General features: G+C 73.0%; 20 protein-coding genes. 13 read left to right on the forward strand and 7 right to left on the reverse strand.

Annotated features, from left to right (window positions below; translation table 11 throughout):
* Nucleotides 1-47: 47 nt before the first annotated feature.
* Together VMV22_07455 and VMV22_07460 are read left to right on the forward strand one after the other, a co-directional pair.
* Nucleotides 48-779, forward strand: a complete 732-nt coding sequence (locus tag VMV22_07455) for a hypothetical protein (protein ID HUY22163.1) — start codon at nt 48-50, stop codon at nt 777-779.
* 88 nt (nt 780-867) lie between these two features.
* Nucleotides 868-1,161 (forward strand): hypothetical protein, encoded by a 294-nt coding sequence (locus tag VMV22_07460; GenBank protein ID HUY22164.1) that lies wholly within the window; start codon nt 868-870, stop codon nt 1,159-1,161.
* 1,223 nt (nt 1,162-2,384) lie between these two features.
* Here the strand turns inward: VMV22_07460 and VMV22_07465 are convergent.
* From VMV22_07465 to VMV22_07485, 5 genes are all read right to left on the reverse strand, one after another.
* Nucleotides 2,385-3,437, reverse strand: a complete 1,053-nt coding sequence (locus VMV22_07465) for a methyltransferase (GenBank protein HUY22165.1) — start codon at nt 3,435-3,437, stop codon at nt 2,385-2,387.
* Nucleotides 3,438-3,452: 15 nt separating this feature from the next.
* Nucleotides 3,453-4,364: a lysophospholipid acyltransferase family protein gene (locus VMV22_07470; protein ID HUY22166.1), complete on the reverse strand. Its 912-nt coding sequence runs from the start codon at nt 4,362-4,364 to the stop codon at nt 3,453-3,455.
* A 163-nt stretch (nt 4,365-4,527) separates the two neighbouring features.
* Nucleotides 4,528-6,114: a lactate racemase domain-containing protein gene (locus VMV22_07475; GenBank protein HUY22167.1), complete on the reverse strand. Its 1,587-nt coding sequence runs from the start codon at nt 6,112-6,114 to the stop codon at nt 4,528-4,530.
* Complete coding sequence (locus VMV22_07480) at nt 6,111-7,472, reverse strand: zinc-binding dehydrogenase (GenBank protein ID HUY22168.1); 1,362 nt, start codon at nt 7,470-7,472, stop codon at nt 6,111-6,113. Before VMV22_07480 ends, VMV22_07475 begins: the two co-directional genes overlap by 4 nt.
* Before the next feature lie 10 nt (nt 7,473-7,482).
* Nucleotides 7,483-10,041, reverse strand: a complete 2,559-nt coding sequence (locus VMV22_07485) for an HAD-IB family hydrolase (GenBank protein ID HUY22169.1) — start codon at nt 10,039-10,041, stop codon at nt 7,483-7,485.
* 32 nt (nt 10,042-10,073) lie between these two features.
* On the opposite strand from VMV22_07485, the gene VMV22_07490 reads away from it, so the two are divergent.
* Nucleotides 10,074-10,793: a helix-turn-helix domain-containing protein gene (locus VMV22_07490; GenBank protein ID HUY22170.1), complete on the forward strand. Its 720-nt coding sequence runs from the start codon at nt 10,074-10,076 to the stop codon at nt 10,791-10,793.
* Between the two features lie 16 nt (nt 10,794-10,809).
* On the opposite strand, the gene VMV22_07495 is transcribed toward VMV22_07490, so the two are convergent.
* Nucleotides 10,810-11,805 (reverse strand): hypothetical protein, encoded by a 996-nt coding sequence (locus VMV22_07495; protein HUY22171.1) that lies wholly within the window; start codon nt 11,803-11,805, stop codon nt 10,810-10,812.
* A 73-nt stretch (nt 11,806-11,878) separates the two neighbouring features.
* Entirely contained in the window at nt 11,879-12,850 is a 972-nt protein-coding gene (locus VMV22_07500) for a VOC family protein (GenBank protein HUY22172.1), read from the reverse strand.
* Between the two features lie 81 nt (nt 12,851-12,931).
* On the opposite strand from VMV22_07500, the gene VMV22_07505 reads away from it, so the two are divergent.
* The 10 genes from VMV22_07505 to VMV22_07550 all read left to right on the forward strand — a co-directional run bounded on the left by VMV22_07505 (nt 12,932) and on the right by VMV22_07550 (nt 22,466).
* The gene (locus tag VMV22_07505) at nt 12,932-14,338 is read left to right on the forward strand and encodes an amidase family protein (protein HUY22173.1); all 1,407 of its coding nucleotides are present in this window, start codon (nt 12,932-12,934) and stop codon (nt 14,336-14,338) included.
* Nucleotides 14,339-14,871: 533 nt separating this feature from the next.
* Nucleotides 14,872-15,828, forward strand: a complete 957-nt coding sequence (locus VMV22_07510) for an ABC transporter substrate-binding protein (protein HUY22174.1) — start codon at nt 14,872-14,874, stop codon at nt 15,826-15,828.
* On the forward strand, nt 15,825-16,925 hold the full coding sequence (locus VMV22_07515; GenBank protein HUY22175.1) for an iron ABC transporter permease: 1,101 nt from the start codon (nt 15,825-15,827) through the stop codon (nt 16,923-16,925). The genes VMV22_07510 and VMV22_07515 overlap by 4 nt, the downstream gene beginning before the upstream one ends.
* A 60-nt stretch (nt 16,926-16,985) precedes the next feature.
* The gene (locus VMV22_07520) at nt 16,986-17,756 is read left to right on the forward strand and encodes an ABC transporter ATP-binding protein (GenBank protein ID HUY22176.1); all 771 of its coding nucleotides are present in this window, start codon (nt 16,986-16,988) and stop codon (nt 17,754-17,756) included.
* A gap of 92 nt (nt 17,757-17,848) precedes the next feature.
* A complete protein-coding gene (cobO, locus tag VMV22_07525; protein ID HUY22177.1) occupies nt 17,849-18,421 on the forward strand; it encodes a cob(I)yrinic acid a,c-diamide adenosyltransferase in 573 nt (190 codons plus the stop codon).
* A 2-nt stretch (nt 18,422-18,423) separates the two neighbouring features.
* Entirely contained in the window at nt 18,424-19,152 is a 729-nt protein-coding gene (locus VMV22_07530; protein HUY22178.1) for an adenosylcobinamide amidohydrolase, read from the forward strand.
* The gene (locus VMV22_07535; protein HUY22179.1) at nt 19,149-19,670 is read left to right on the forward strand and encodes a bifunctional adenosylcobinamide kinase/adenosylcobinamide-phosphate guanylyltransferase; all 522 of its coding nucleotides are present in this window, start codon (nt 19,149-19,151) and stop codon (nt 19,668-19,670) included. Before VMV22_07530 ends, VMV22_07535 begins: the two co-directional genes overlap by 4 nt.
* A complete protein-coding gene (locus VMV22_07540; GenBank protein ID HUY22180.1) occupies nt 19,670-20,512 on the forward strand; it encodes an adenosylcobinamide-GDP ribazoletransferase in 843 nt (280 codons plus the stop codon). Before VMV22_07535 ends, VMV22_07540 begins: the two co-directional genes overlap by 1 nt.
* 50 nt (nt 20,513-20,562) lie before the next feature.
* Nucleotides 20,563-21,504, forward strand: coding sequence for an adenosylcobinamide-phosphate synthase CbiB (gene cbiB, locus VMV22_07545; protein ID HUY22181.1), 942 nt, complete (start codon nt 20,563-20,565; stop codon nt 21,502-21,504).
* Nucleotides 21,501-22,466, forward strand: coding sequence for an aminotransferase class I/II-fold pyridoxal phosphate-dependent enzyme (locus tag VMV22_07550; protein HUY22182.1), 966 nt, complete (start codon nt 21,501-21,503; stop codon nt 22,464-22,466). The genes cbiB and VMV22_07550 overlap by 4 nt, the downstream gene beginning before the upstream one ends.
* The last annotated feature ends 10 nt before the right edge of the window (nt 22,467-22,476 follow it).

The raw sequence follows: 22,476 nt of genomic DNA on the forward strand, positions 1-22,476 counted from the left end.
CGGCCTGATCGTGGCTGTGCGATGCTTCGCGCCGCCAAGGGGGATCGATGGAGAAGCTCCAGTACCTGGTGTGGCTGCCCGAGGGGACGCCGCGCCGCGCCGTGAAGCCGATGATGATCGACGAGGTCGCGCCGAGACTGCTGGCCGAGGGCCTCCACGGCCTCACCATGGACCTCGACGACGACGATGCCGACGTCGCCTCGCCGGTGCCCCCGCCCGATGGTGAGCACACGCCACAGGCACTCGTCTCGGTCTGGGTCGACTGCTACGACCGCCGGTCCCGTATCGAGAACGTTCTCGGCGACGTGTCGGTCCGCCTCGACGGCTACCAGGTGCTCGAGTCGCTCTACACGGACTACGGCGCGAGCCCGTGGGCGGCTCGGCGCCACTGGCCCGATGGGGCGCGCTCGCCCGGGATCCTCACCGTGGCGACCTTCGAGCAACTGCCGGGCACCGACTTCGAGGAGTGGCTGGCCTTCTGGCACGGCCACCAGTCGCCGATGTCGGAGGCCATCCAGCCGCGCTGTCGGTACGTGCGCAATCTCGTGGTGCGGGCCCTCGAACCGGGGAAGCCGGCGTGGCGGGGCATCGTCGAGGAGGCGTGGCCGAGCGCCGAGCACGTTACCGACCCCATGCTCTTCTATTGCGCCGACGGGGACCCGGCCGTGATGTCGGCGAACATCACGACCATGCTCGACCACGTCACCAAGCTCATGGACCTGACGACCATGCGGAGCATGACCATGAGCGAGTGGATCGTGAAGACACTTGGTGCCTGACCCGCACGGCTCGGGCTCACCGGACGGAGGTGTCGAGCACGGCGTGTCGTCCCAGGGTCACGTCGGATGATTCGTAGATCGGTCTTTGTTGCCATGTCTCGACGTCGCGGTCATCACCGAGGACCCCACCCATCGATATCGTGCCATCGGCAATCTGACCGGGTTGACGGCTGCCTTCATGCTCGGTGCACTGGTCGTGATGGGAGGTCAGAACCATCAAGCGGTGGGAACCGAGGTGCTGATTGTTTCGAGCATCGCAGGAGCGGTTCTGGTCTGCGGATACATCCAGGCCCGGAGGTTTGGCGGGAGCGGGCAGAGCCTCAGCAACTCTCGCATGATCGGCGGCAGCATCTGTCACCTGCTCGAAATGGTGGGGCGGTAGTCCTCATCGTCGGCCACATCACTGGGCTCCACGTGGTTGCTGTAGGAATCGTCGTTGACTTCTACTTCATGATGTCTGGAGCATGGCCCGTGACTGTTCGCGTCGGTTCAGATCAAACGACGCCGGTAGCCCCACATCAGTAGCGTTGACGCCTGGCACCACTCGGTACTGCCGTACAGGTTGCGCACTCCCCGTCGGCTGCCCTGATGGCCGCCAACCAGGGCGACCGCTCGGAGAACACGGATTGGAGACTTCGCGGCGAGCTCGTGAGCACGCAATTAAGGGTCCATCGCGCCCATTCGGCGTTCGGGCCCTGGGCGCGTGCGGCTCGATGATGCCGCCCAATTCTGCAGATCGCGGGTCCAAGTAGACCGCTTGGCAATGCCGGGAGGAGTTCACCCTCCAGGGCGCCCAGGCGATCGGGACCCAGTGCACCCACACTCACTGGAATTGCCCTCGACCGCGGATACTGCGCGGGTCAGCCTTGGGCCGGGTGCGAACGACAGGCACTTTGCGGATGCCACTCCTGCGGAGAACCCAGGTTCTAATTCGGTCTGTTGAACGAGTAGACGAAAGGCTTACCGCAGGCGCCATTGTCCGTGCCGATGGTGATTCCCAAGTTCTCTGGCCTGTCCGTGATCACGATACCCAACGATCCGATTGAGCCGAACTTGTGTGGAACGTTGTCGATCCGGAACTCGCGATGTACTCGTCGTAGGACAACTGACCAATTGTGCTCCACGACCTGACATGACATTGCGCTGACGTATTGGCGGCTGACTTCTCTGTACGTCGCAGTCGTGAATCCAGGCCCGTCCTCGACACTCCGGCTTTCACGGACAAACGTGACCCCCTTCGGCACCGGTACTGCGGAGGCGTCCGCGGCTAACTCGGCGAACGTCCGAGATTGAGCAAAGCTGCTGCATCCAGCCATGGCGGTCGGTACGAGGCCGCAAAGGAGCATCGGAACGATCTTCCGAGTCGTTCGAGTCACAGCGCGGCTCGGCTTCCCGCTGGGCGAGGACGGGCATGACGTTCGCAAATGCAGCCCAGACAGGGCGCTCGGAGCGACGCAGCCGTTGCCACATGCATGGCATCGACACCGGGCAGGACCACCTTGAAGGCCGGGCGCAGGGGCCCGTCGATACAGTGCGGTCCGCCTTCGCTGCCAACCGCACGCGGTGCACGCGCCGCGGGATGATTTGGCTCGTGCATTGAGCTCGTCAGGGGTGCCCCCCGCCGTTACCGCCGGGGAGCGCCTCGTTCCTCGTGACGGCGAGTTCGATGACGGACCCGGCGCCGGCGCCGTGCACTGCCACTGGCGCGAGGCCCGCCCTGGCTGCGAGCGCCGTGAGCTCGCCGAGGTCCCGCTCGCGCCCACCGAAGTAGGCGAGCATGAGCAGGCCCCGGGCGGTGTCGACGGCGTCGCCGTCAGAGGGGACCCGCTCCACGACGAGCACCCTGCCGTCCGGACGAGCGGCCTCGGCGCAACGCCGGAGGATGGCGGTGGCGGCGGCGTCGTCCCAGTTGTGGAGGACCTCGCACAGCAGGTACCCGTCGGCACCCGGGGGCAGCGGGTCGAAGAAGCTCCCGGCGACGGCGCCGGCCCGGCCGGACAGACCTGCCTCCTCCAGCACGACACCGGCGGCGCGTGCTGCCCCGGGGAGGTCGAGGACCGTGCCGTGCAGCGCGGGAAAGGCCCGCAACAGGGCGACCACGAGGGTGCCGTTCCCACCTCCGACGTCGACGATGTGGCCGAGCGTCCCCCAGTCGAGGGCGGCCACGACGGCCGGGGCGTGGGCAGCGACGTCGGCGCCCATCATGGCGTCGAAGGCCTCGGTGCGGGTCGCGTCGGCGGACAGGTCCTCCCAGAAGGTGCGCCCGAACTGCGCCGGGAACCCCGCCCGCCCCGTGCGCACGGCGTGGAGCAGCTGCACGAAGGATTGGTCGGCACGACCCAGCGGACCGTCGATGTCCAGCCTGGCCCGCACGCTGTGGGGATGGTCGGAGCGAAGCGGACCGCCCACCGTCGTCAGCGCGTAGCCGCCCGCCCCGTCGGAGCCGAGCACCCCGACGGTGACCAGGTGGCGCAGCACCCGGTCGAGGGCGTCCGCGTCGGCGTGCACGGCGTCGGCCAATGCCGGTGCGGTCCGCGCCCCGCCGGCCACCTGGTCGGCGATGCGCAGCGTGGCCGCCACCCGGAGCGCCATCGGTGTCGCCAGGTCGGCCAGGGCCAGCACCCGGGCAGGGTCGTCGGTGGGGCCGTCCTCGCGCACGGCGCCCCGGTCGAATCAGTCGTCGGCGAGCGCCCAGCGCCCGGGGTCGTCGGTGTCGCCGCCCGGTGCGGGCCCGAGCGCCCAGGCCCGGCGCCAGGGCGACGCCTCGGGCCCTCGCGGCGAGGGGGTGCGTCCTGTGCCGGCGTGGCGGCGCGCCGTCCACCAGTCCGTGCGAGCCTCGTCGGCCAGCGTGGCCATGGCGGCGTCGATGCGCGCCTCGAGGCGACGGGCGTCCTCACCCTCGGCGGCGACGATGGGCGAGCCGACGGTGATGCGGGTCGGGCTCCGGCGCAGGCGTTCGCCGCCGCGGGGCAGGATCCGGTAGGTGCCGTCGATGTGCACCGGGACGACGGGGCGCCCGGTGCGGGTGGCGAGGTAGGCGGCACCGCCGCGCATGGCCTGGAACCACCCGTCGTGGGTCCGGCCCCCCTCGGGGTAGATGACGAGGTTCCAGCCGTCGCGCAGGAGGGCGGCCGCGCTCTCGGCCGAGCGGCGGTTCACGCGGTGGCGCTCGATGGGGATGGCGGCGAGGAACAAGGCCCACAGGTGGGCCTTCCAGCGGCGGTCGAAGAAGTGGTCGGCGGCGGCCGCGACCACGGTGCGGTGGCGCACGCTCGTCGGGAGCACCGACAACAGCAGGGGTGTGTCGACGTGGCTGGCGTGGTTGGCCACGTAGATGGCGGGCGCCTCCACGTGCTCGAGGATCTCGTTGCCGCGCACCGCCGGGGAGGCCATGACGTGGGCGAGCGGGCGCGTGACGTTGTCGAGGACGACGGCCCGCAGCAGGCGGGCGGGGTAGCGCCGACTCCATTCCGTGTCGTACTCCACGCCGAGGTGGCGCTCGGGACGCGGGCGGTCGACGGTGACGGGCCACGTGGGCGCCGACCACGGGAACCCCTCGGGGCGCAACCGGCGTGCGCGCCTCATCAGGCGCTCCACCGCGCTCACCTCGTCCCCCGTCCGCCCCTGGCGGATGACGACTTCGGTCCGGGACGCGGCCGCGCCGGGCGTCGTTCCGGGTCCCGAGGGGTCAGCGCACCGGGGGTCACCGCACCGGAGGTCAGCGCACCGGAGGTCAGCGCACCGGAGGTCACCGGACGTCGGCCATGAGTAGCGGGGGCGAATGCAGGTGCGTGATGGTCGGGTCCGGCCCCACCACGTCACTCGCCATCTCGAGCGCGTCGGCCATCGACGACGCCGGCTTGAACCCGAGACGGCGCACGGCGGCCCGGTCGCCGCCGACGATGATCACGGCCCCGACGTGCTCGAGGGCATGCGCGCACCAGTACCACATGTAGAAGGGGTGTACCCCGTGGTACGCGTTGCCGGTGCGGTAGAGGTGCACGTACCAGGGGTCGGTGGCGAAGGACTCCTCGTACTTGCCGATCTCGTTCGGGTCGGTGGTCTCGGCCAGGACCTGCTCGAAGAAGTCGATGTAGCTCGGGTGGTGTCCCGGGTGGAAGGCCCACGGCGTGGGGTGGCTCATGATGACCACGCCGCCCTCGCGCACGATGGGGCGGCCCCGGTACATGTTGAAGAAGTACCCGAGGCCGAGGCACGCCACCAAGATGGGGTTCATGATCGAGTTGACGTTGTACGGGCAGATGTAGGGCAGGCCCATGGTCAGCACGTCACTCTGCCCGTCGACCTCGAGCAACTGCTGTGCGTAGACGTTCTCCGTGGTGCGGGCGTGCACCGCCTCCACCTCACCGGCCTGCACCGAGGTCATGCGGTGCGGGGCCTTGATGGAGTGGAAGATCGTGCGCGCCACCCGTGGGGGGGTCGCCGCCAGGACCTTCGACGACGCCAGGAAGGCGGCCCGGTCCCGGGCCCCCCACTCCCACTCGCGCCGCTGGAGGAAGCGGAACTGCTCGGGGAAGGTGTCGGTGTTGAGCGTCGTCTCGATCTGGAACACCTTGACGCCCGACGCCGCGATGAGCCGACCCATGCGCCAGTTCGACGAGTGCAGCTCGGAGCGGTGCTGGTCCATGAACGACCGGCTGTGCGCCATGGTCCGGGCATTGTGGTGGTGGCGGAGGCTCTTGTAGCTGGCGAGCCCCGTGGCCACCGACTTGTGGCCGCCGTCCATGGCCACCAGGTTGATGTTCACGTACACGAGGAGATCGGACTCCGCGGCGCGCTTGTTGATCTCGACGTCCTCGCCCTGCTCGGTGAGCCCGAGGTGGACGAGCTGGTCGGGGTCCTCGGCGTCGTGCTGCCACAGCAGGCCGTGCGGCGCGAAGGCGTCGTAGACGCGGTCGCCCAGCGCGTGGCGGAGTTCGGCGTCTGTCATGCGCCGGTGCAGCGCCAGGGCGGCGATGAGCACGACGTCGTCCACCCCCGCCTCGGCGGCCACGTCGAGCACCTGCTCGATGACGAGCTGGCGCACATCGGGGCGGCGCATGGGCGGGAGGGGCAGCGACACGTCGTCGAAGGCGATGGTGAGCCGCATGCCGGGGCGCAGCTGCGAGGCCAGCGGTTCGGCGTCACCGAGCGGGTTCGCCAGCGCCTGGCGGATGGCGCCCACGGGGTCGGCCAGCGCGTCGAACGGCTCGGGGGCGTACAGCACGCGGCTCCCGGTCGGCAGCCGCTCCAGGCGATAGCCCTCGCCGTGCCAGAAGAGCGTCGGTGGGGTGGAGCGGTCCACCTCGAGGACGAAGCCGGGCCTCGGGCTCATGGGACGCGTCCTTTCGTGGCCGTCGGGCCTGTCGTGGCGGGGCCACGGGCCCCGTGGCGGGCGCCGGCGCGCAGGTCGAAGACCACCTTGACCGCTCCCCGGCGCCCGGCGGCGCCGGCGTGGGCGAGGGCTTCCTCGAAGTGCTCCAGCGGGTAGTGCGCCGAGACCAGCCGACCGAGGCCGGCCGCGGCCACAACGTCCATGGCGATGTCGAAGGTCCGCCGCAGGGTCCCGCCCACGTCCTCGACGCCGTAGGCGTAGGCGCCGGTGACCGCCACCTCGCGGTGCCACAGCGAGGCCAGGTCCACGCTCACGCGCCCGGGCATGCCCACCAGCACGACCCGCCCCCGGGGCCGCACCATGGTGAGCGCCTGGGCCAAGGACTCGTCGCTGCCAACGCAGTCCACCACCACGTCGGCCCCCCCGGTGAGGGTCCCCGACACCGACAACGAACGCGAGCGTCGCCGCACGGCACGCGCCAGCTGTCCGGGCTCGACCACCACGTCCGCCCCGAGCTCCTCGGCCAGGCGACGCTGGTGGGCGTAGCGGGCGCCGACGAGCAGGGTGTCGGGCGCGGCGAGGCGCCGCAGGGCCGCCACCGTGCACAGGCCCAGCGTCCCGGCCCCGAGCACCGCCACGGTGTCCCCGGCCTCGACCTCGGCGTCGACGGCGGCGTGCACGGCGCAGGCGGTGGGCTCCACCATCACGGCGTCCTCGTCCGACATGGCGTCGGGCACCCGGTGCAGCTGCGCCTCGTGGGCCACGAGCCCACCGGCTGACCAACCCCCGCCGGTGTCGCTGCAGAAGCCGATCTGCAGGCCGGGCGACAGATGGCCGAACGCCACGCGCTCGCACCCGCCGGTGCGGCCCGCGGCGCACGCCGCACAGAGCGGCTGGATGCCGCGGGCCACGCAGCCCAGCACGGGCTCGATGACGACGCGCGTCCCGACGCCACCGACCGGAGTGCCGCCGACCGCAGTGCCGCCGACCGGAGTGCCGCCGACCGGAGTGCCGCCGACCGGATTGGCGTCGCCGGGGACGCCGGTTCCGGGGACGCCGGTTCCGGGGATGCCGTCCTCGAGGATGCCGACCACCTCGTGGCCGGGGACGAAGGGGAAGCTCACCACGTCCTCGAAGTAGCGCGAGCTGCGGCCGTCGATGGTGGAGAGGTCCGACCCGCAGATCCCCGCCAGCAGCGGCTGCACCCGGTGCCATCCGGGACCGGGGAGGTCGGGGGGCGTGACGTCGGTGAGCCGCAGGGGGCCGACGGCCGCGCCACGGCCCGAGCCGCCGATGGCCGAGGCCAGCCGGGAGGCGGCGAAGCGCGGCAGGTTGCGTTCGAACAGCAGGCCCTTCATGGCGTGCCCGTCATCGCATGCCCTCGACCCGGGCCCACCAACGCGACGCGTCGAGGTCGACGGGACCGTAGGGGAGGGGTGGGCGGGCGCCGCCCCCGGCCTTGTCCCACTGCTCGACGTGCCAGCCCCGGCGCCGCGCGATCGTCGCCAGCCGGGCCTCGGGGTTGACCGCCACCGGGAACCCGACGCACTCGAGCAGGGGCAGGTCTGACGCCGAGTCGGCGTAGGCGACGGACTCGCCCAGGTCGAGGCCTTCGGCGGCGGCGTACTCGGCCAGCACCAGCGCCCGGGCCTCGCCCGTGGGCGGGAGCCGGTCGAGGCGGCCCGTCAGGCGGCCGTCGGCGTCCTCGCCCAGCCGGGCGCACACCACCTCGTCGAAGAGCGTCCGCAACGGCTCCACCACGAAGTCGAGCGCACCGGTGATGAGCACCGTGCGGTGCCCGAGCGCCCGGTGCGCCCGCACCCGGGCGATGCCGGCGGGGAACGACTTGCGTAGCAGCAGGTGGTGGAACATCTCGGCGGCGTCCCGGCGCAGCAGCTCGGCGGGGGCGCCGTCGTAGCGCCGGTAGAAGTTGCGCAGGAAGTCGCCGCGGTCGCGCCGGTCGAGGGCGAGCAGCTGCGGGGCCTCGCGCAGGATCCGGGCCGTGAGCCGGACGCGCTCGCCGACCGGCAGGTGTCGCCCCGCCAGCCAGGCGTAGGACTCCACCACGTTGGAGGCCACGAGTGTGTTCTCGAGGTCGAAGGCGGCCAGGTGGCGCTCGGGGGACAGGATGGCGGTGCGCGCCCGGTCGGAGCGGCTGGCCATGGTCGAGCGGCGCGGCGACGACCGCACCCGGGCGTGCTCCACCACCGACGGGAGGTGCACGTCGTGCACGTAGCTCGGCCACGAGATCACCGCGGGGTCGAAACAGAAGGTGTCGCGATCGGTGGGCGAGAGCCGCTCCCACAGCGCCACCAGGCGGGTCACGTCGAAGTGCGCCTCGGTCTCGGTGTAGGCGCCGTAGAGCTCGGTGTAGCCGAGCGCGCGCTCGGCCTGGGCCCGCCGCTCCTCCACACGCGCCGCGAACTCGGCCCGCTCGCCGCGCACGGGCAGCGCGCCGAGCACGCGCTCGGCCGTCGACAGTGCCTTGGTGGCCCGTTGGAGCTGGCGCTGGACGCGGCCGCGCCCGGGGAAGGACCACTCGGGCACCATGATCGGCTGCCCGTCGGCGTCGTACAGCGGGTGCTCCGAGAACCACGAGCGCACCAGGTCGACGAGCTGCCCGTAGCGCAGGGGGTTCCGGACGCTGGAGGCCACGTGGTACACCGACGGGCCCCCGGGGTCGGGCCCGGCCGCCGCCACCGTGATGATGGCGGCCACCACCATGTCGACGGGGATGACGTCCACGACGCCCTCGGGGACGCCGGGGAACTCGCGCAACAGGCCCCGTCCGTAGGAGACGATGATGGGCTCGGCCATGCGGAAGCCCCGGATCCACCCGGGGCGGGGCTCGGCCAGCGACGACTCGATGATCGACGGCCGCACGATGGTCGTGGGCACCCCGGCATGGGAGCTCACGAGGGCGCGCTCGCCCAGTGCCTTGGTGAAGGCGTAGGCGTCGGGCCACCCGAGCGCCTGGGCGCGGGCCCGGCCGGTGTCGACGAGCTGCGTGCGAACCCACTCGTCGCGCACCTTCTCGGCTCGCTCGGCGAGGAGGTGCGTGCCGGCTGCGCCCAGCTCGGCGCGCGCCCGCTTGGTGAACTGTCGGAGGCGCTCGGGCGATCGGGACGCCGCCTCCAGATCGGCGCGCAGTCGCCGGGCGGCGGCCACCTCGGCGTCGATGTCGACCTCGGTGGTGACGGTGGTGTGCGTGCGGGCCCTGGCGCCCGAGGCCATCGCCACGGTGGCGAGCGTCTCGGTGGCGTCCCCTTGGTGGGTGCCGGCGACGTACGCCGTCGAGACCGACACGAGGTGCGTGGCGCGACGGTCGGGGAAGTCCGTGGCACGATCCGCGGCCACCGACTCGATGGCGGCCGCGACCCGCGACGGGCCCAGCAGGTTCACCTCGACGGCGGTGTCGAGGGGCGCGTCGAACGCCACCGTGGCGGCCGAGTGCACGACCACGTCGCACGAGGCGAGCACCCGCCTGCCCTCGTCGTCGAGCCCCAGGCCGTCGCGGCCCACGTCCCCGGCGACGGCGGAGAGCCGACCGGCGAGGTGCGCCTCGAAGCCCGCCCCCAACTCGGTGCGCAGGCGGTCGAAGCAGTCGTTGCGGACGATCTCGCGCGCCAGGCGGGCGGCGGCGTCGGAGCGCCTGGTGGGCCGGACGAGCACCACGACCTCGCAACCGGGGACGGTGCGCACCAGTCGCTCCACGAGGGCCGTCCCGAGGAAGCCCGTTGCCCCCGTCACGAAGATGCGGGCGCCGTCGAGGGCGCTGAGGATGTCGAGGGCGTCGAGGACGGTCGCGGTGGCGTGCGCGTCGACGGTGGCGTGCGCGCCGAGGGCAGAGGCGGCGGTGGCGGGGCTGGCCCCCGACGGGGGATCGTCCGGCCCGGGTGTCCCGGACCGTGCTGAGGGGGTCGTCACCTCGGCCACCGTCTCTGTCTACCATATGGTAGGTGAGCGCATCGGACGCCGGCCGGCGAGTGGGTGCGGAGCGCCCCGAGGGAGGTACGGCCGAGCGCATCCTCGATGCCGCCCTGGTGTCGTTCGGCTCGCGTGGCTACGAAGCGACGTCCCTCGACGCCCTCGCCGAGTCGTTGGGCGTGCGCAAGCAGTCGATCCTCTACTGGTTCCCCTCGAAGGACGCGCTGCTGGAGGCGCTCATCGACCGTTCCGCCGGGGAGCTGGCGGCGGCCCTCGAGGCATCCCTGGCGAGCGCCGGCTCCGGTTGGGCGCGCGTGGAGGCGGTCGTGCGGTCGGTCTTCCGGCTGGCGGCGCGCCGCCCCGAGCTCCTTGGCCTGCTGCGCGAGGTCGGACGCCTGGGCCCGCCGTCGGCCACCCGCCTGATGCTCGTGCTGGAGCCCCTCGTGCAGCGGGCGTCGGCCTTCCTCGAGGAAGAGATGGATGCCGGGCACATGCGTCGCCACGAGCCCCGCCTGCTGCTGCTGGCCATCTACTCCACCGTGGTCGGGATGATCACCGAGGTCGAGGTGCTCCGGGCGCTCGGCGAGGAGCCGACGGCGCGGTCGCTGGTGCGGCGCCGGCAGGAGATCCTGCGGCTCCTGCGCTCGGCGCTGCTCGTCGACAGCGGGGACGGCGCCGGGGGCGGCCCGGGTCCGGGCGGAACGAGAAGCGCGGGCGGCGCGCCAGGCGTGGGCGGCGCGGCGCGGGGGTGACGGGCCCGCGGCGCGCTCAGGAAGGCGGTGCCGGAGGGCGGGGCCGGGTCGGCTTGGGCGGCGTGTAGCGCTTCGACGGCGTCGGCCCCGTCGGTTCGGGCGGTCGCCGGCCGCGCTGGCGCGCCGCCTGGGCGCGGTCGCGGCCCGCGGACGCTCCGGCGCGCGCCGCTCCCCGGGGGTTGGCCGGGACGCGTCCGCCCCGAGCGGGACGGCCGGGCGCGCCACCTCTGGCGTTCAGGGCCTTCTGGTACTTGAAGACGCGCCAGATGAGGTAGCCGCCGAGGGCCCAGAAGGGCAGGGCGAAGAGCGGGGAGCCCATCGACGTGCCCAGGAAGAGCAGCGAGAAGCCGACCAGGGACCGCCGTCGGGACATGGCCGCGGCGACGACGATCCCCGACAGGAGGATGCGCGCCCCGCCCTCGAGCAGGATGAGCGAGGACGTCTGGTGGTTCTTGGTGCCGACCGCCGGGTTCACGTGGAAGGTGACGACGGTCAGCAGGACGCCGACGGCGACACCCAAGACCGCCGAGAACAGCGCCATGAGGCGCTCACGGTCGTCGATCTTCTTGATCAGGAGGACGATCTCCTCCTTGCTCATGGCGGCGAGCGCCTCGTCGGGGCGCTGGGCCGGGCGGGCGGCTCCGGCCTGCGGCTTGAGGAACGCGTCGCGCAGCCGCGCACCCCGGGGTGCGGGGGCGCCGAGGGCTTCGTCGTCGTGCGCGTCGGTGTCGGCGTCGATGACGGCGTCCGGGACGACGACGACGTCGTCAGCGGCGGAGCTCGTGCCCTTGCGACCGGAGCCCGCCGCCTTGTCGCGACCCGCACCCGAGGCGCCCGGGGCACGCGACGTGCCCGGTCCGGACGCGCCCTTTCGGGTGGCGGGGGCGTCGGGGGCGGGCGTCTCGGGGGTCGGCGCGGGGGCGCGTTGCAGGTTCGGCAGCGCGGTGAGCAGACGCTGGCCGAGCGTCAGCTTCGGTGGGGCGCCGGTGGCGCCGGAATCGTCGTCGGTCACCGGTTCTCCCTCACAGCACCGTCCAGGCTAGCGAAGGCCGGGAACGGGTCTCCCCGTGCCACGTCGGCTCGGCTCAGGCGCCGCTGTCGGTGTGGTCGTCCGGGCTGCCGAAGAGCACGAGACGGGTCCCGAGGTTGTCCTCCGGCTCGATCACATCGCAGGGGCCGTCTGCCGGCAGTACCCCCGGCACCGGGCCGGCTGTCACGGTGCCGGTCCCGCCCGCGCCACGGTGGGCAGTGTCCGAGCCGTCATCTTGACGGGGCACGCCGTCACCCCGGCGAGGTGGCTGCTCTACGGCCGGCTCGAAGGCCGCCTCGAAGGCCAGATGGTGGAGGCGGCCCGGTAGGGTCCCGAGCCAGGCCCGGAGCGGGGTGTCGCCGGATTCGGAGGGCGGCGCGACCCGGATCGGAGCGACGAGACGCAGCACCGGTGGCGTGGGCCACTCGAGGTCTGCGAACTCCCAGGTGCCGTCGGGGGCGGTCCCTCGGGCACGGACCCGGCCGTCCAGGAGGCCCTCGAAGAGGGCCAGGCCCGACTGCAGGTCGGCGACGGCGTGGGTCGCCCGGACCAGGGACGCCGGAGGCTGACGGCGCTCCGTGGGGAACCCCTCGGGCGCCGGGGACTCCCACGCGTAGGCGGCCTGTGCCAGCTGGACGACGATGCCCGTGGCCTGCTTGGGATGGAGGAACGCCTCCATCCAGTCGGGGTTGGTCAGGTCCACGTTCACCGGGGAGAAGCCGGCGTCCTCCGCCTGACCGAGCGCGCCGGCCAGGTCGGGGACCTTGAAGGTCATGTGGTGGGGGCCGGGCCCGTGGCGATCGAGGAACCGGCGCAGGAACGGGTTGTCCTCGGCCTGCCACGGCTGGAGCACCTCGACCCGCCCGCCGTTGGCGTAGCGGAGCTGGGCCGGGCCGAATCCCACGTTGAGGCCACCCGAAGTCCACGTCCCGCCGAGGTCGACGGCGTAGCGGGGCCACGCGTCGGGCCAGCGTTCGACGGCCACGGCCACGTGGTCGAGCGTCGCGCCGGCGATGGTGGTGGGCACGGGCCCAGGTTGCCGTGTGCCGAGCCGGCCTGTCCATCTCGCGCACGAGCGCCGCCGGGCGCGTCGTGCTACGCGTGGGTCATGGACTTTCGACGCGAGACCCTCACCGGCCTGGCCGCGCAGGTGCGGTCGGGAACGCTCGCCGCACGCGAGCTCGTCGTGCACGCGCTCGAACGGATCGAGGCGCTCAACCCGCGGATCAACGCCTTCGTGGCGGTGGACGCGGACGACGCGTTGGTTGCCGCCGCCCGCATCGACGACGCGGTGGCGGCCGGCCTGGACCCCGGCCCGCTGGCCGGCATCCCGATCGGGGTGAAGGACCTGGAGGACGCCGCGGGCTTCGTCACGTCGTACGGCTCCGCCGCCTTCGCCGGCGGGGCGGCCGCCACCGCCGACTCGCCACTGGTGGCGCGCCTGTGCGCGGCCGGGTGCGTCGTGGTCGGCAAGACCAACACCCCCGAGCTCGGGTGGAAGGCCGACACCGACAACGCCACCTTCGGCGCGACCTGCAACCCGTGGGACCTGGCGCACAGCCCCGGTGGCTCCTCGGGAGGCTCCGCGGCCGCCATCGCGTCGGGGATGGTCCCGCTCGCCACCGGGTCCGACGGCGGCGGGTCGATCCGCATCCCCTCGTCGTGCTGCGGGATGAGCGGGGTCAAGCCCTCGCTCGGCCGTGTGCCGTCGGGAGGGCCGCACGGGTCGGACTGGCACGACCTGTCCACCAAGGGCCCGATGGCGCGGCGCGTCGCCGACGTGGTGGCCGCGCTCGAGGTCGCCGTGGGACCGGACCCGACCGACATCCGCTCGTTGCCGCGGCCGGAGGCGTCGTGGACCGCCGCGCTCGAGGGCGCACAGGTCCCCACCAAGGTGGCGTGGGCGCCCACCCTCGGGTACGCCCCGCTCGACGACGGCGTGCGTGCCCTGTGTGAGCGCGCCGTGGCGTCGTTGGAGCCCCTCGGCGTGGAGGTGATCGAGATCGAGACGGTCTTCGACGAGGACCCGGTGCGTGAGTGGCTCACGATGGCGGTGGCGTACAACCTGCGGACGCTGGCGCCGTACCGGGGGACCGATGTCTGGGAGCGGGTCGACCCGCTCCTCGCCGCGCAGGTCGACTGGGCGGCCGAGCACCTCAGCGCACTCGACCTCGTCAAGGCGCAGGACGCGTGCCACCGGCTGAACCTGCGGCTGGTCGAGCTCTTCCACGAGGTCCGGCTCCTCATCACCCCCACCTGCGCGGGCTCGCCGCCGCCCCGGGCGCTGCAGGGGCAAGGGCTCGTCAACGGTGAAGTCGACGCCAACTGGGTCCGATTCACCTACCCGTTCAACATGACGCGCTCGCCGGCGGCATCCGTGTGCGCCGGGCTCGACGCCGACGGCTTGCCCGTCGGCCTGCAGGTCGTCGGCCCCCAGCACGCCGACCTCGCCGTCATCCGTTCCGCCGCGGCGCTCGAGGCCGCCATCGGGTTCGACGAGGTCGCCCCCGTCTGATTCCGCACGTGTCGTGGGTGGCCGGCATCACTGTGACTCGTTCCCGCACGTGTCGTGGGTGGCCGGCATCACTGTGACTCGTGGGTCGGTGATGACCGGCGACCGACCGGCGCATGTGCGGACTCGGCCTGATGTTCACCTGATAATCGCCTGGCACCAACCGTGCGTTCGCCTGCCCCCGGCCGTGTCGGTCGCCTGGCACCGGCCGTGTCGGTCGCCTGGCACCGGCCGTGCGTTCGCCTGGCACCGGCCGTGTCGGTCGTGCGGCACGGCCCACGGCTGCGATGGCGCCTGCGGCGGTGGAGGGGTAACGTGCGGACGCTTCGGTCGTGAGCCGGAGTGGTGCAGTCCAGCGAAGACCGGTGAGATCCCGGCGCTGTCCCGCAACGGTGATGCCCCCGACGAGGGGATGAGCCCGGGCGCCTGTCCTGTGCCGCGAAACCTGTCCTCGGAGGAAGGGCGGTTCGTTGGGCACCACCATCGGGTGCCGCAGCGGGCGCACTTCGTCCTCCGCAACCGATGGAGGATGACCAATGTCCCAATACCCGCAGCACGCCGGACGACGACCGGGATTGCTCGTCATCGCCGCGGTCGGGCTGCTCGCAGCCGCCTGCAGCAGTACGACGTCCGCCGCCGCCAAGGCCTCTGCCGCCGGCTCGTTTCCCACGTCGATCGCCGCCGCCAACGGCACCGTGCACATCACGGCGCGACCCCGGGCGATCATCTCGCTGTCGCCCACGGCGACGGAGATGCTCTTCGCCATCGGGGCCGGGGGCCAGGTGAAGGCGGTCGACAAGGACTCCGACTATCCCCGCTCGGCCCCGCACACCTCGCTCGACGGGTTCCAGCCGAACGTCGAGGCCATCGCCGCCTACCGGCCCGACCTCGTCGTCATGGCCGGCGACACGAGCGGGCTGATTGGCCGGCTCCGGACCCTGGGCATCCCGGTCCTGTCCCTACCGGCGGCCACGACCCTCGCCGACAGCTACAACCAGTTCGACGAGCTCGGAGCGGCCACCGGCCACGTCCACCAGGCGGCCGCCGAGGTGTCCACGATGAAGGCGCAGATCAGCCGGATCGTGCACGGGGCGGCGGTGTCGCACGCCATCCGGACCTACTACTACGAGCTCGACCCCACGTACTACTCGGTCACGTCGTCGACGTTCGTCGGAAGGGTGCTCTCGCTCCTCGGCCTGCGCAACATCGCCGACGCCGCGCCGGGCGCGGCGTCGAGCGGCGGGTACCCGCAGCTCTCCTCCGAGTTCATCGTGCAGGCGAGCCCCGACTTCATCTTCCTCGCCGACTCGATCTGTTGCGGGCAGAGCGCGCACTCGGTGGCGTCGCGGCCCGGCTGGTCCACGGTGACGGCGGTCCAGAAGGGCCAGATCGTGACCATCAACGACGACATCGCGTCGCGTTGGGGCCCGCGAATCGTCGACCTGCTGCGCATCGTGGCGTCGGCCCTCCAGAAGCACCCTTCCAGCCGGTGAGCACGACGCTCCCGAGGCAGGTGGCGGTGGCGACGCCTCGGCGGACGGCCGACGGGACCACGGTGGCGCTCCACCCGCCGCCGGTGCGCGGCGCCGTGCTCGTGGCGCTGGCGGCGCTGGCCGGGGCGATGCTCCTGGGTGTGTCGACGGGGCCGGCCGACGTGTCGTTCTCGGCGGCAGCCCGCGTCCTTCTGTCCCACGTCCCGCTGCTGCACTTCCATTCCGGGGTGAGCCGGACCGACGCCGACATCCTGTGGCAGATCCGGCTCCCCCGGGTCGTGCTCGGGGGCATCGTGGGTGCCATGCTGGCGGGGGGTGGGGCGGCCTTCCAGGGGGTCTTCCGGAACCCCCTCGCCGACCCGTACCTCCTCGGCGTGGCCGCCGGCGCCGGACTGGGTGCCACCGCCGTGATCGTCGGCGGGCCGCATCTCTCCGAGCTCCTGCCGCTGGCGGCCTTCGCCGGCGCGGTGGGGGCCGTCACGCTGACCTACGTCATCGGTGCCACCGTGGGCCGCCAGGGTGCCACGGCGTCGATCGTCCTCGCGGGCGTGGCTGTGGCCGCCCTGCTCACCGCGATCCAGACCTACCTGCAGCAGCAGCACTCGCAGGACCTGCAGGACGTCTACGGATGGATCCTCGGCCGGCTGACGGTCGCCACGTGGTCCGATGTCGTGCTCATCCTGCCGTACGTGGCCGTCAGCGCCATCGTCCTGTTCGCGCACCGCAGGCTCCTCGACGTCCTGCGGGTCGGGGAGGACGAAGCCGACAGCCTGGGGGTGCGCTCCGCCCGTGTCCGGATCGTGGTGGTGGCGGCGGCCACACTGGGCACGGCGGCCGTGGTGTCGGTGAGCGGGCTCATCGGGTTCGTGGGCATCATCGTCCCCCACACCGTGCGGCTCACCACCAATGCGAGCTACCGGGTGGTGATGCCGGTCTCGATGATCGGCGGCGCCGCCTTCCTGATCCTGGCCGACATCGCGGCCCGCACGGTCCTGTCGCCCAGCGAGGTCCCGATCGGTGTGGTGACGGCGTTCGTGGGCGCACCGTTCTTCCTCTTCGTCCTCCGTTCCCGGCGCGCCGGGCGCAGCGTGTCGTGACCGGCCGACGATGACAGCGCGTCCGGGCTCCGCCTCGGCCCCGGCCGGCGGCGAGCGGCCATGATCGGCCTCGAGGACGTCACCGTCCGCTACGGCCCGACGGAGGTGTTGCGCGGGCTCACCGAGCAGATCGACGCCGGGGAGTGGGTGGGCCTCATCGGGCCGAACGGTGCCGGGAAGACCACGGCGCTGCGCGCCATCGCCCGCCTCGTCCCCCACGACGGCACGGTGACGATCGGTGGAGAGCTCTCCACGGCCCTGACGCCCAAGCGCCTGGCCCGGCTCGTCGCCTTCGTACCGCAACAGCCCGAGCTGCCCGCCGACATGACGGTGGCCGACTACGTGCTGCTCGGCCGCACCCCGCACATCAGCTACTTCGCCGTCGAGACCGCTGCCGACCGCCGGGCCTGCGCTGAGCTCCTCGACTCCCTCGGGCTCGCCACCATGGCGCGGCGTCCGCTCGGCACGTTGTCGGGTGGCGAGTTACAGCGCCTCGTCCTCGCCCGGGCCCTCGCCCAGGAGGCGCCCGTCCTCCTCCTCGACGAGCCCACCAGCGCGCTCGACCTGGGGCGGCGCGTCGACGCCCTCGAGCTGGTGGACGCCTTGCGCCGCGAGCGGGGCCTCACGGTGTTGAGCGCCATGCACGACCTGACCCTGGCCGGCCAGTTCGCCGACCGGTTGGTCCTCCTCGGCGACGGACGGGTCGTCGGGGCGGGAAAGCCCGACGAGGTTCTCACCGAGGAGTCGCTGTCGGGTCACTTCGGCACCAACGTGCGGGTCATCCGGTCCGACGACGGGGATCTCGTCGTCGTGCCCAGGCGGTCCCGATGACGACAGACGGTCCCGATGACGACAGGCTGTCCCGATGACGACGGGCTGTCCCGATGACGACAGGCGGTCCCGATGACGACAGGGAGCACGGCATGACCAAGGACGACGGCGTCAGGGACAGCGAGGCGGTAACGGCGTCGCCGGCCAGGGTCGCCTCACTCGTGCTGGTCAACACGGGGGACGGCAAGGGCAAGTCGTCGGCCGCCTTCGGCGTCATGGGCCGGGGCTGGGCGCGGGGCTGGAAGGTGGGCGTCGTGCAGTTCATGAAGAGCGGCAAATGGAAGGTGGGCGAGCGGAAGCTGGCCGAGCACCTCGGGATCGATTGGCAGACACTGGGCGATGGCTTCACCTGGGAGTCGACGGACCTCGACGAGTCGGCGGCCAAGGGTCGCCATGCCTGGCAGGTGGCCCGGGCCAAGCTGGCCTCGGGCGACTACGACCTTTTGATCCTCGACGAGTTGACCTACGCCGTCACCTTCGGGTGGGTCGACGTCGCCGACGTGGTGGCGGGGATCACCGGACGGGCCCCGCGCACCAACGTCGTCATCACCGGTCGGGACGCCGCACCCGAGATCGTGGAGATCGCCGACACCGTCACCGAGATGCGCAACGTCAAGCACGCGTATGAGCGGGGCATCACAGCGCGCAAGGGAATCGAGTACTGACGATGGCCGGATCGACACCCCGGCAGCTGATCACCGATGTGCGCCCCGAGGCGCACGAGCACGTCGAGGACGGCGAGGTGCTGACCATGCTGGTGTGGCGCTTCGCCCAACCCGTGCTCACGGTGTCGTCGGCCCCCCTCGGCGGCGGGTTGGGCCTGCGCCGGTGGGTGGTCAACGCGCAGGTGCCGTATTCGTTCGCGCGCCTCGACCCCGAGGCTCATCTGGAGGAACTGGCGTCGCACGCCGGCTTGGTGGGTGACGGTGTCGGGATGCTCACCGCCGTGGACCTTCGTCGCGCCATCGGGGCATCGGACGACGGCGCCCGTGCGGAGGTCTCGGTTGGCCTCGCCTTCCCCACGTGGGCGGCCGCTCCCGACGAGGGCAGCTACATACTGCTCGCCGAGGCGGACCGCGTCGGCCCCGGCGCACACGGCGGGGCCGTGCCGGGAAGCATCCCCGGGACCGTCAACATCGTCGGGGTCGTACCCGAGCGGCTTTCACCCGCGGCACTCGTGAACGCCGTGCTCACCGTGACGGAGGCGAAAGCGCAGGCACTGTGGGAGGCGGGGGTGGCGGCGACCGGGACGGCGTCCGACGCCGTGTGCGTCGCCTGTCCCGCCGAGGGCCCCGAACAACCGTTCGGCGGCCCCCGCTCGCTGTGGGGTGCTCGCTTGGCGCGTGCCGTCCACCGCGCCGTGCTGGACGCCTGCCGGCCGGGGACGGCCCCGTGATCACGCTCGTGCTCGGCGGCGCCCGCTCGGGCAAATCAGTGGTGGCCGAACGACTCGTGTCCGGCTTGGCGCCGCCGGTCACCTACGTCGCCACGGTGGACGTCGGTGACGACGCCGACCTCGCCGCTCGGGTCGAGCGCCATCGGGCGCGGCGCCCGGCTGGGTGGCGCACGGTGGAGGCCGGGCCAGGGCTCGCCGGCGTGCTGCGGGACCTGTCCGGGACCGTCCTCGTGGACTCGCTCGGGCCCTGGGTGGCCGCCGGCTGCGCACGCGGGTCCGAGGTTGTTCGAGGATCCGTCGACGCAGCCGCCTTGTGCGCGGCGCTCGTCGAGCGCGCCGGGGACGCCGTGGTCGTCTCCGAGGAGGTCGGGCTGTCGGTCCATCCATCGACCGAGGTGGGGCGTCGCTTTCAGGACGCGCTCGGCGCCGTGAACCAGGCGGTGGCGGCCTGCGCCGACGACGTCCTCCTCGTGGTGGCCGGCCGGACCCTGCGGCTGGAAGCGCCGGGGGCGCCGTAATGCGTCGGGCGATCGCCTTCCTGACCCCCTTCGGTCCCGCGTCGGTGCCCGATCCCGGCGCGCTCGACTGGTTCCCGGTCGTCGGCGCCGCCATCGGGCTCGCCGTCGGAGGTGCGTGGTGGCTGGCGACGAAGGCATGGCCGCCGATCGCCGCCGCCGCCGTCGTCGTGGTCGTCGACGTCGCCCTCACGGGCTACCTGCACCTCGACGGGTTGGCCGACGCCGCCGACGGCCTGCTCCCGCCGATGCCGAGAGAGCGCCGGCTCGAGGTGATGGCCGACCCCGCGGTGGGAGCGTTCGGCGCGGTGACGCTCCTCGGCGTGGTCGTGCTCCGATTCGCCGCCCTGGCGTCATCGGTCGCTCTCCCACTCGTCGTCGGCGCCCTGTGGTGCGGGTCGCGCACGGCGATGGCGATCGTTGCCCGCACGGTGCACTACGCGCGGCCTGGTGGCCTGGCGTCCGCCTTCGTGGACCCTCCGACACCGGAGCCGTCGGGCGGGCCGGGGTCGGGCGGTCTGTCGGAGTCGTCGGAGTCGTCGGAGAGGCTCGACGTCCGGGGGGGTGCGGCTCGGGGGGGTGCGGCTCGGGGGGGTGCGGCTCGGGGGGGTGCGGTCCGGGTCGCAGCCGTGCCCGCCGTCATCGGGGGCGTGCTCACCATCGGGATGGCGTTCGCCGGTCGTGGTGTGCACGGCCTGGCTGCGGTGGGGGCCGAGGTGATCGGTGTCAGCGCCGTGGTCGTCCTCGCCCGCCGGCGGATCGGTGGCTTCACCGGCGACGTGCTCGGTGCCGCCGGCGTCGTCGGCGAGACACTCGGGCTCCTGGTGCTGGCGGCAAAATGGTGACGAGCGCCTCGACGGTCCCGGAGCGTGCCAGGTCGTCGGTTCCCCGGCCGTTGTCCGCCGCCCTCGGGGTCCTGGCCGACGGCATCGTGGGTGAGCCGCCGGCGCGTCTGCACCCGGTGGCGTGGTTCGGCCGCGCCCTCCAGGAGGTCGAGCGCGCCGTGTACGCCGACAGCCGGGCTGCCGGCGTCGTGCACGCCGTGACGGGGGTCGGCCTCGGTCTCGTCGCTGGGCGACTCGTGGGCTCGACCGAGGCCGCGACCTGTCTGGCGGTGGCGGGCCGCGCCCTCAGGGAGACGGCGACGTCCATCGGCGACGCCCTCGAGGTCCCCGACCTCGAGGGCGCCCGCGGCCTCCTTCCCGGCCTCGTCGGCCGCGACGTGTCGGGGCTCGACGCCAAGGGTGTGGCACGGGCCGTGGTGGAGTCGGTGGCCGAGAACACCGTTGATGCCGTGGTGGCGCCGGCCCTCTGGGCGGCTGTCGGGGGTGCTCCCGGCGTCCTCGCCTACCGGGCGGTGAACACCCTCGACGCCATGGTCGGGTACCGCGACGAGCGCTACCTCCGGTACGGCTGGGCCAGCGCCCGCCTCGACGACGCCGCCGCGTTCGTGCCGGCACGGGTGACCGCGGGGCTGGTGGCCCTCGTGCGGCCGACCGCCGCCGGCGCGGTGTGGGGCGCCGTGCGGACGCAGGCGCCATCACACCCCTCGCCCAACGCCGGGGTGGCCGAGGCCGCGTTCGCCGCCGCCCTCGGCCTGCGCCTCGGTGGCACCAACCGGTACGGGGCGATGGTCGAGGTCCGACCGACGCTGGGTTCGGGCCGCAGTGCCGAGCCCGCCGACATCGCCCGCGCCGTGACGCTCTCGCGCGACGTGGGCGCGGCGCTGGCGGGGACGTTGGCGATCGCCGGCATGTGCGCAGCCGTTCGGGGTCGGGCGCGGCGGCTGACGAGGACCACGCCCGCTCGGGCGCTCGTAGGCGGGCCGAGCCGATGACGGGGGTCCCGCCACCGGGCATGCACGGCGGGGATGCGCTTGCCGTCGCAGCCGCGCTCGGCCTCGACCCCGACGGCGTCCTCGACCTGTCGCAGTCGCTGAACCCCGTGGCGCCGGACCCGGTCCCGGTCGTGCGGCGACACCTCGGGGCACTGCGCCGCTATCCCGATGCCTCGGCCGCGACCGCCGCCGTTGCCGACGTCATCGGCGTGGACCCATCGCGGATCCTCCTCACCAACGGGGGCGCCGAGGCGATCCGTCTGGTGGCCGACGAGCTCGGCGGGCACGTGGCCGAGCCCGAGTTCTCTCTCCACCCCAGGGAGGGCAAGGCCCTGTGGCGGTCCAACCCCCACAACCCGAGCGGCATCCTGGCGGGCCCCGACGAACACGCCGACGTCTGGGACGAAGCCTTCTACCCGCTCGCCACCGGTCGCTGGACACGCGGGGACGTCTCGTCCGTGGTGGTCGGCTCGCTGACGAAGCTGTTGGCGTGCCCGGGCCTGCGCATCGGCTACGTCCTGGCCCCCGCCGGGGGAGCCGCACTCGCCGCCCGCTGTCGGGCGCGGCAGCCGGCATGGGCGGTCAACGGGTTGGCCGCCGCCGCGCTCCCCGAGCTGCTCGCTCGCGTGGACCTCGGCGCGTGGTCCCATGCGGTGGCGCGCCTACGGGAGGACCTCGCCGGCGTGCTGGGGCGGCACGGGCTGGACCCGCGCCCATCGGACGCCAACTGGGTGCTGGTGGACGCGCCGGGTCTTCGGGCGCGGCTCGCGCCGCACGGCGTGGTGGTGCGCGACTGCACCTCGTTCGGGATGCCGGATGTGGTGCGCATCGCCGTCCCCCCGTCGTCCGGGCTCGAACGGCTCGACGCCGCCCTGTCGAGGATCGATCGATCGCCGGACCACGGCGCACCGGTGCCGGTGGGCACAGCCCCATCGGCGCCGGTGCGGCCCGGCCGGCGCTGAGGAAAGGCCC

The organism is Acidimicrobiales bacterium, from assembly GCA_035531755.1.
Lineage (GTDB): Bacteria > Actinomycetota > Acidimicrobiia > Acidimicrobiales > UBA8190 > DATKSK01.

Coding starts and splice junctions, on each gene's coding strand:
- VMV22_07455 (HUY22163.1), top strand. CDS start 48: ATGGAGAAGCTCCAGTACCTGGTGTGGCTGCCCGAGGGGACGCCGCGC.
- VMV22_07470 (HUY22166.1), bottom strand. CDS start 4,364: ATGAGGCGCGCACGCCGGTTGCGCCCCGAGGGGTTCCCGTGGTCGGCG.
- VMV22_07475 (HUY22167.1), bottom strand. CDS start 6,114: ATGAGCCCGAGGCCCGGCTTCGTCCTCGAGGTGGACCGCTCCACCCCA.
- VMV22_07480 (HUY22168.1), bottom strand. CDS start 7,472: ATGAAGGGCCTGCTGTTCGAACGCAACCTGCCGCGCTTCGCCGCCTCC.
- VMV22_07505 (HUY22173.1), top strand. CDS start 12,932: ATGGACTTTCGACGCGAGACCCTCACCGGCCTGGCCGCGCAGGTGCGG.
- VMV22_07510 (HUY22174.1), top strand. CDS start 14,872: ATGTCCCAATACCCGCAGCACGCCGGACGACGACCGGGATTGCTCGTC.
- VMV22_07520 (HUY22176.1), top strand. CDS start 16,986: ATGATCGGCCTCGAGGACGTCACCGTCCGCTACGGCCCGACGGAGGTG.
- cobO (HUY22177.1), top strand. CDS start 17,849: ATGACCAAGGACGACGGCGTCAGGGACAGCGAGGCGGTAACGGCGTCG.
- VMV22_07530 (HUY22178.1), top strand. CDS start 18,424: ATGGCCGGATCGACACCCCGGCAGCTGATCACCGATGTGCGCCCCGAG.
- VMV22_07540 (HUY22180.1), top strand. CDS start 19,670: ATGCGTCGGGCGATCGCCTTCCTGACCCCCTTCGGTCCCGCGTCGGTG.
- VMV22_07550 (HUY22182.1), top strand. CDS start 21,501: ATGACGGGGGTCCCGCCACCGGGCATGCACGGCGGGGATGCGCTTGCC.